General features: G+C 39.9%; 5 protein-coding genes, 2 tRNA genes and 2 rRNA genes (1 of these 9 only partly in view). 8 read left to right on the top strand and 1 reads right to left on the bottom strand.

All coding sequences use genetic code 11. The annotated features are described in order from the left end of the window. From I6L50_RS03605 to tsaD, 8 genes are all read left to right on the top strand, one after another. Nucleotides 1-1,139: ribosomal RNA gene (locus I6L50_RS03605) — 23S ribosomal RNA — on the top strand (it extends 1,783 nt beyond the left edge of the window). A 101-nt stretch (nucleotides 1,140-1,240) separates the two neighbouring features. Then, a 5S ribosomal RNA gene (rrf, locus tag I6L50_RS03600) occupies nucleotides 1,241-1,356 on the top strand. Between the two features lie 12 nt (nucleotides 1,357-1,368). Continuing rightward, nucleotides 1,369-1,445 (top strand) — tRNA-Met (locus I6L50_RS03595). Nucleotides 1,446-1,448: 3 nt separating this feature from the next. Next, nucleotides 1,449-1,524 (top strand) — tRNA-Asp (locus tag I6L50_RS03590). A gap of 176 nt (nucleotides 1,525-1,700) precedes the next feature. Continuing rightward, nucleotides 1,701-2,174: a tRNA (adenosine(37)-N6)-threonylcarbamoyltransferase complex ATPase subunit type 1 TsaE gene (gene tsaE / locus I6L50_RS03585; RefSeq protein WP_113938562.1), complete on the top strand. Its 474-nt coding sequence runs from the start codon at nucleotides 1,701-1,703 to the stop codon at nucleotides 2,172-2,174. After that, a complete protein-coding gene (gene tsaB / locus I6L50_RS03580; protein WP_219300592.1) occupies nucleotides 2,155-2,847 on the top strand; it encodes a tRNA (adenosine(37)-N6)-threonylcarbamoyltransferase complex dimerization subunit type 1 TsaB in 693 nt (230 codons plus the stop codon). Before tsaE ends, tsaB begins: the two co-directional genes overlap by 20 nt. A 13-nt stretch (nucleotides 2,848-2,860) precedes the next feature. Next, nucleotides 2,861-3,304, top strand: a complete 444-nt coding sequence (gene rimI, locus I6L50_RS03575) for a ribosomal protein S18-alanine N-acetyltransferase (protein WP_219300590.1) — start codon at nucleotides 2,861-2,863, stop codon at nucleotides 3,302-3,304. Further along, entirely contained in the window at nucleotides 3,304-4,320 is a 1,017-nt protein-coding gene (gene tsaD, locus I6L50_RS03570) for a tRNA (adenosine(37)-N6)-threonylcarbamoyltransferase complex transferase subunit TsaD (protein WP_002029447.1), read from the top strand. Before rimI ends, tsaD begins: the two co-directional genes overlap by 1 nt. A gap of 411 nt (nucleotides 4,321-4,731) precedes the next feature. Here tsaD and I6L50_RS03565 read toward each other — a convergent pair whose 3' ends face one another. Then, nucleotides 4,732-6,654, bottom strand: coding sequence for an ABC-F family ATP-binding cassette domain-containing protein (locus I6L50_RS03565; RefSeq protein ID WP_090835618.1), 1,923 nt, complete (start codon nucleotides 6,652-6,654; stop codon nucleotides 4,732-4,734). Nucleotides 6,655-6,659 lie beyond the last annotated feature (5 nt).

Below are 6,659 nucleotides of genomic sequence, written 5' to 3'. Positions count from 1 at the left end.
TAGGCCCAAGCGACTGTTTAGCAAAAACACAGGTCTCTGCGAAGCCGTAAGGCGAAGTATAGGGGCTGACACCTGCCCGGTGCTGGAAGGTTAAGGAGAGGGGTTAGCGTAAGCGAAGCTCTGAACTGAAGCCCCAGTAAACGGCGGCCGTAACTATAACGGTCCTAAGGTAGCGAAATTCCTTGTCGGGTAAGTTCCGACCCGCACGAAAGGTGTAACGATTTGGGCACTGTCTCAACCAGAGACTCGGTGAAATTATAGTACCTGTGAAGATGCAGGTTACCCGCGACAGGACGGAAAGACCCCGTGGAGCTTTACTGTAGCCTGATATTGAATTTTGGTACAGTTTGTACAGGATAGGCGGGAGCCATTGAAACCGGAGCGCTAGCTTCGGTGGAGGCGCTGGTGGGATACCGCCCTGACTGTATTGAAATTCTAACCTACGGGTCTTATCGACCCGGGAGACAGTGTCAGGTGGGCAGTTTGACTGGGGCGGTCGCCTCCTAAAGTGTAACGGAGGCGCCCAAAGGTTCCCTCAGAATGGTTGGAAATCATTCGTAGAGTGCAAAGGCATAAGGGAGCTTGACTGCGAGACCTACAAGTCGAGCAGGGACGAAAGTCGGGCTTAGTGATCCGGTGGTTCCGCATGGAAGGGCCATCGCTCAACGGATAAAAGCTACCCCGGGGATAACAGGCTTATCTCCCCCAAGAGTCCACATCGACGGGGAGGTTTGGCACCTCGATGTCGGCTCATCGCATCCTGGGGCTGTAGTCGGTCCCAAGGGTTGGGCTGTTCGCCCATTAAAGCGGTACGCGAGCTGGGTTCAGAACGTCGTGAGACAGTTCGGTCCCTATCCGTCGTGGGCGCAGGAAATTTGAGAGGAGCTGTCCTTAGTACGAGAGGACCGGGATGGACGCACCGCTGGTGTACCAGTTGTTCTGCCAAGGGCATAGCTGGGTAGCTATGTGCGGAAGGGATAAGTGCTGAAAGCATCTAAGCATGAAGCCCCCCTCAAGATGAGATTTCCCATAGCGTAAGCTAGTAAGATCCCTGAAAGATGATCAGGTTGATAGGTTCGAGGTGGAAGCATGGTGACATGTGGAGCTGACGAATACTAATAGATCGAGGACTTAACCATATAATATGAAGCAACGTTATCTAGTTTTGAGAGAATATAAAAAACTTATTGACTTTAAATGTCGAATGAGTTATGATGATTCTTGTCTCAAATGAATATAGTCTGGTAATGATGGCAGAGAGGTCACACCCGTTCCCATACCGAACACGGAAGTTAAGCTCTCTAGCGCCGATGGTAGTTGGGACCTTGTCCCTGTGAGAGTAGGACGTTGCCAGGCTATTTATATCATCGCGGGGTGGAGCAGTACGGTAGCTCGTCGGGCTCATAACCCGAAGGTCGCAGGTTCAAATCCTGTCCCCGCAACCAAATGGTCCCGTGGTGTAGTGGTTAACATGCCTGCCTGTCACGCAGGAGATCGCCGGTTCGACCCCGGTCGGGACCGCCATTTTATATAAAGAAAAGAACGAAACAAGTTGTTTCGTTCTTTTCTTTATTTGTTTTAACAAAAAACTAATAAAGACAGTCAAACTATCCTTAGGAAAACTCCTAAGGACTTTTTTATATATTTAAAACCTGTATAATAAAGAGCAGAGAACATTGTGAGTAAAGTAGGTGAAGTCTGTGAGTAAATATGAAATGACAACAAAATCTTCCGAAGAAACCCAGCGATTATCAGAAAAATTAGGGAGACTTGTAAAGGAAAAAGATGTAATTATTTTAGAAGGTGATCTTGGAGCTGGCAAGACGACTTTTACAAAAGGACTAGCAAAAGGTCTTGGAGTGAAAAGAGTCGTAAATAGTCCTACCTTCAATATTATTAAAGAATATAAAGGAAGATTACCGCTATATCATATGGATGTGTATCGGTTAGCGGAAAGTGAAGAAGATTTAGGATTTGATGAGTATTTCTATGGTGAAGGGATTACAGTAGTAGAATGGGCTCATTTAATAGAAGCATATTTACCGAATGAGAAGTTGCAAATTAGTTTATTCCATGCTGGAGATGATACAAGAAAAATTGTACTCGAGCCAATTGGAGATCGCTATATTAGATTATGTGAGGAGCTATTACAAGATGAAAGTACTAGCAATTGATACTTCAAATTACGTAATGGGTGTATCCCTTATTGAGGAAGGGAACGTGATTGGGGAAATCATTACAAATTTAACAAAAAACCATTCTGTACGTCTTATGCCAGCTGTAGAGAAACTGTTAAAAGAATGCGGTGTAAAACCGAAAGAATTGACTAAAATTGTTGTAGCAGCTGGACCGGGATCATATACAGGTGTTCGTATAGGTGTGACAGCAGCAAAAACATTAGCTTGGTCACTTCAAATACCAATTGTAGGTGTATCAAGTTTGGAAGTGGTGGCTGCAAATGGTACTAATTTTAATGGACTAATTTGTCCTTTATTTGATGGCCGACGTGGTCAAATTTACACGGGGTTATATACATATGAAGGAGAGTGTATAACTTCAATAGAAGAAGACCGAATTATTCTTATTGTTGACTGGTTGCAAATGTTAAAAGATAAAGAACAGCCTGTTTTATTTATTGGTAACGATGTTAAATTGCATAAAGAAACAATTGTAGAATATTTAGGTGATCAAGCTGTATTTGCTCCGTTCACTAAGAATAACCCAAGACCAAGTGAATTAGCATTTTTAGGATTACAAAAAGAAGAACAAGACGTGCATACGTTTGTTCCTAGCTATCTTCGTTTAGCTGAAGCTGAAACAAAATGGTTAGAAAGTCAAAAACAATAGGGGCCTACAGAAGATGGATATGATATTTAGAAAGATGGCACTCGATGATATTGCTCAAATTGTAGCTATTGAAGAAGCATCTTTTTCAACCCCTTGGACTGCAGATGCCTTTCACCGTGAATTAGAGGTGAATGAACATGCACATTATGTCGTGCTAGAAAAAGATGGTCTCGTAATTGGATATTGTGGATTGTGGATAATTATTGATGAATCACATGTAACAAATATAGCTATCCTGCCGGAATACAGAGGTCAAAAGCTAGGGGATGCCTTATTAAAAGAAGTTATTTCCGAAGCGAAAGGGTTAGGAGTAAAAACAATGACACTTGAAGTACGCGTGTCAAATGAAGTAGCAAAGCAGTTATACAGAAAATACGGATTTCAAAATGGTGGGATTCGTAAACGATACTATGCAGACAATCAGGAAGATGGTCTTGTAATGTGGGTGAATATATAATGGAAAAAAATATAATTATACTTGGTATTGAAACAAGCTGTGATGAAACAGCTGTAGCAGTTGTTAAAAATGGAACGGAAATCATTGCGAATGTCGTTGCATCGCAAATTGAAAGTCATAAGCGTTTTGGCGGAGTAGTACCAGAGATTGCATCCCGTCATCATGTAGAAGAAATCACAGTTGTGTTAGAAGAAGCTTTAAAAGAAGCGAATATCACTTTTGAGGATATTGATGCAATTGCTGTAACAGAAGGCCCAGGTTTAGTCGGAGCACTTTTAATAGGTGTAAATGCAGCGAAAGCTGTGGCTTTTGCTCATGATATCCCTCTAGTTGGTGTTCATCATATTGCTGGTCATATTTATGCGAATCGTTTAGTAAAAGAAGTACAATTCCCGTTACTATCGCTTGTTGTATCCGGTGGACATACGGAGCTTGTTTATATGAAAGAACATGGTTCATTTGAAGTGATTGGTGAAACGCGAGATGATGCGGCAGGAGAAGCTTACGATAAAGTAGCTCGTACATTATCAATGCCTTATCCAGGTGGTCCTCATATTGATCGCCTTGCACATGAAGGAAAACCAACAATTGATTTGCCTCGTGCGTGGCTAGAACCTGATTCGTATGATTTCAGCTTTAGTGGATTGAAATCAGCAGTTATCAACACTGTGCATAACGCAAAACAGCGCGGTATAGAAATTGCACCAGAAGATTTAGCAGCAAGTTTCCAAGAAAGTGTAATAGATGTACTTGTAACGAAAGCGTCTCGTGCAGCAGATGCTTATAATGTAAAACAAGTGCTTCTTGCTGGTGGAGTAGCTGCTAATAAAGGGCTTCGTGCACGTTTAGCAGCAGAATTTGCACAAAAAGAAAATATAGAGCTAATTATTCCTCCTCTATCTTTATGCACAGATAATGCAGCGATGATTGCGGCTGCAGGTACAATTGCATACGAACAAGGAAAACGCGCTACATTAGCTTTAAATGCAAATCCAGGATTAGATATTGAAGCATAGTTATACACAAAATTAACCACAGCCTGTGGATAAAACCCGTATTATCTGTTGATAATATGGGTTTTTTTGTGTACATAAAATGTGTATAACTTTTTATTCAGTTGTGGATAATGTGGAAAAGTTATTTGGAAGTTTATATTATAAAGGTGGATATGTGCATAACCTTGTGGATAACATAGAGGAAGTCTGACCTTTGAATAAATTCTTTTTTGGGAAATAAAAAACAAGGAGATGCCAAAAAAAAATTGAAACACCCTCCACTTATTATATAAGGTGCTACTATTGTCAATCCTTGTCGAATTGGTTATATAATTTTATTTACTATGGTATTGATTCCAAAAAAGAAGATAAAAAGGAGGTCATCTCGTCAAAAAGCCCGACTTATGAGACATCCTCCTCTTTTAAATTCTCTTATATATGCAGTTCTTCCCATTCTGCCATACAAGCTTCAAGCTGTTCTTGCAGTGTTTGCTTTTTAGTTGTAATTTCACTAGCCTTTTCATAATCTGCATATATTTCTGGTAAGCAAAGCTGATCTTCTAACGTAGCAATTTCTTCTTCTAAGCCTACGATATTTTGTTCCAGTTCTTCAATCTTTCGAGTACGTTGACGCTCTAGCTGTTTACGTTCTTTTTCTTCGAGATAATTTAATTTTTCTTGTGCCACCACTTTTTGAACAGGTACTTCATCTTCTTGCTCTAGTTCCGCACGTTCAATCATTTCGTTTTTCTTTTCAACGTAATAATCGTAATCACCTAAATATTCTTGTGCACCTTCTGTTGATAACTCAACAACGGTTGTCGTTACGCGATTAATAAAATAGCGGTCATGAGAGACGAATAGAAGAGTACCTGGGTAATCAATTAAAGCATTCTCCAAAATCTCTTTACTATTTAAATCAAGATGGTTTGTTGGCTCATCGAGAATTAATAAATTGGATTTTTGCATCATAAGTTTTGCAAGAGCTAGTCGAGCCTTTTGTCCACCACTAAGAGAAGATACGGGTTTGAGTACATCATCCCCTGTGAATAAAAAGTTGCCTAGTATAGTGCGAATTTCTTTTTCAGGTTGCAGGGGATATTCATCCCATAATTCATTTAACACTCGCTTCGAAGATGTTAAGTTGGCTTGTTCTTGATCATAATAACCAACAGATACATTTGACCCGAAAGCAACGTTTCCATGTAATAGCTGTAACTTATTCACAATGGATTTTAATAATGTAGATTTTCCAATTCCGTTCGGCCCAACTAAGGCAACACTGTCACCGCGAGTTAAGCGCATATTTACATGTTCAATAATCGGTTCCTGATAATAGCCAATAGTTGCATCTTTCACTTGTAAAACATCATTTCCACTTTGTTTTTCAATATCGAAGTGGAAGGAAGCTGATTTAGAATCGCCTAATGGTCTAGTTAATACTTCCATTCTGTCTAATTGTTTACGGCGACTTTGAGCGCGTTTTGTCGTAGATGCACGAGCTATATTTTTTTGTACAAAGTCTTCCAGTTTAGAAATTTCATCTTGTTGTTTTTCATAACGCTTCATCTCTTGCTCGTATAGAGCTGATTTTGAATCTAAATATTTACTGTAGTTACCAACAAATCGTCGGCTTTCCTTATTAGAAATTTCGTATACTTGTGTAACGAGTTTATCTAAGAAATAACGGTCATGGGAAACGATTAAAATCGCGCCAGGATAGCCTTGTAAATATTGTTCAAGCCATGTTAGTGTCTCAATGTCCAAATGGTTTGTAGGTTCGTCTAAAATAAGTAAGTCCGGTCTAGTTAATAATAATTTCCCAAGAGCTAATCGAGTCTTTTGTCCACCACTTAATGTGGAAATTTTCGTCTGATGCGTTTCAACTGGGAAGCCAAGACCGCTTAAAATTGAGCGTATATCCGCTTCGTACTGATAGCCGCCTTGATCCTTATAATCTAATTGTAATTGGTCATAATCAGCTAATAATTTCTCATATATAGCCGCATTTGAAAAGTTTTCTTCTTTTCCCATCTCTTGCTCTAGCCTTCGAAGTTTTGTCTCCATCTGCTGCAAGTGTGTAAAGACGGTTAACATTTCATCCCAAATTGTTAAAGACGTTTCTAATCCGGTATTTTGAGCTAAATACCCCATTGAGACATCTTTCGGTTTTATAATTTCACCACCATCATGAGATAACTCGCCAGCTATTATTTTTAATAATGTAGATTTTCCGGCTCCATTTCGTCCGACTAATGCGATACGATCTTTTGTTTGTACTTCCAATTTTATGTTTGCAAGAATCGTTTCTGCACCGTATAATTTCGAAAGCCCATTCACTTGTAATAATATCAATGTTT

Source organism: Bacillus sp. FDAARGOS_1420 (genome assembly GCF_019344915.1).
Taxonomy (GTDB): domain Bacteria; phylum Bacillota; class Bacilli; order Bacillales; family Bacillaceae_G; genus Bacillus_A; species Bacillus_A mycoides.
This window is presented reverse-complemented; position numbering and strand designations above follow the sequence as displayed.

Coding starts and splice junctions, on each gene's coding strand:
- tsaB (WP_219300592.1), top strand. CDS start 2,155: ATGAAAGTACTAGCAATTGATACTTCAAATTACGTAATGGGTGTATCC.
- rimI (WP_219300590.1), top strand. CDS start 2,861: ATGGATATGATATTTAGAAAGATGGCACTCGATGATATTGCTCAAATT.
- tsaD (WP_002029447.1), top strand. CDS start 3,304: ATGGAAAAAAATATAATTATACTTGGTATTGAAACAAGCTGTGATGAA.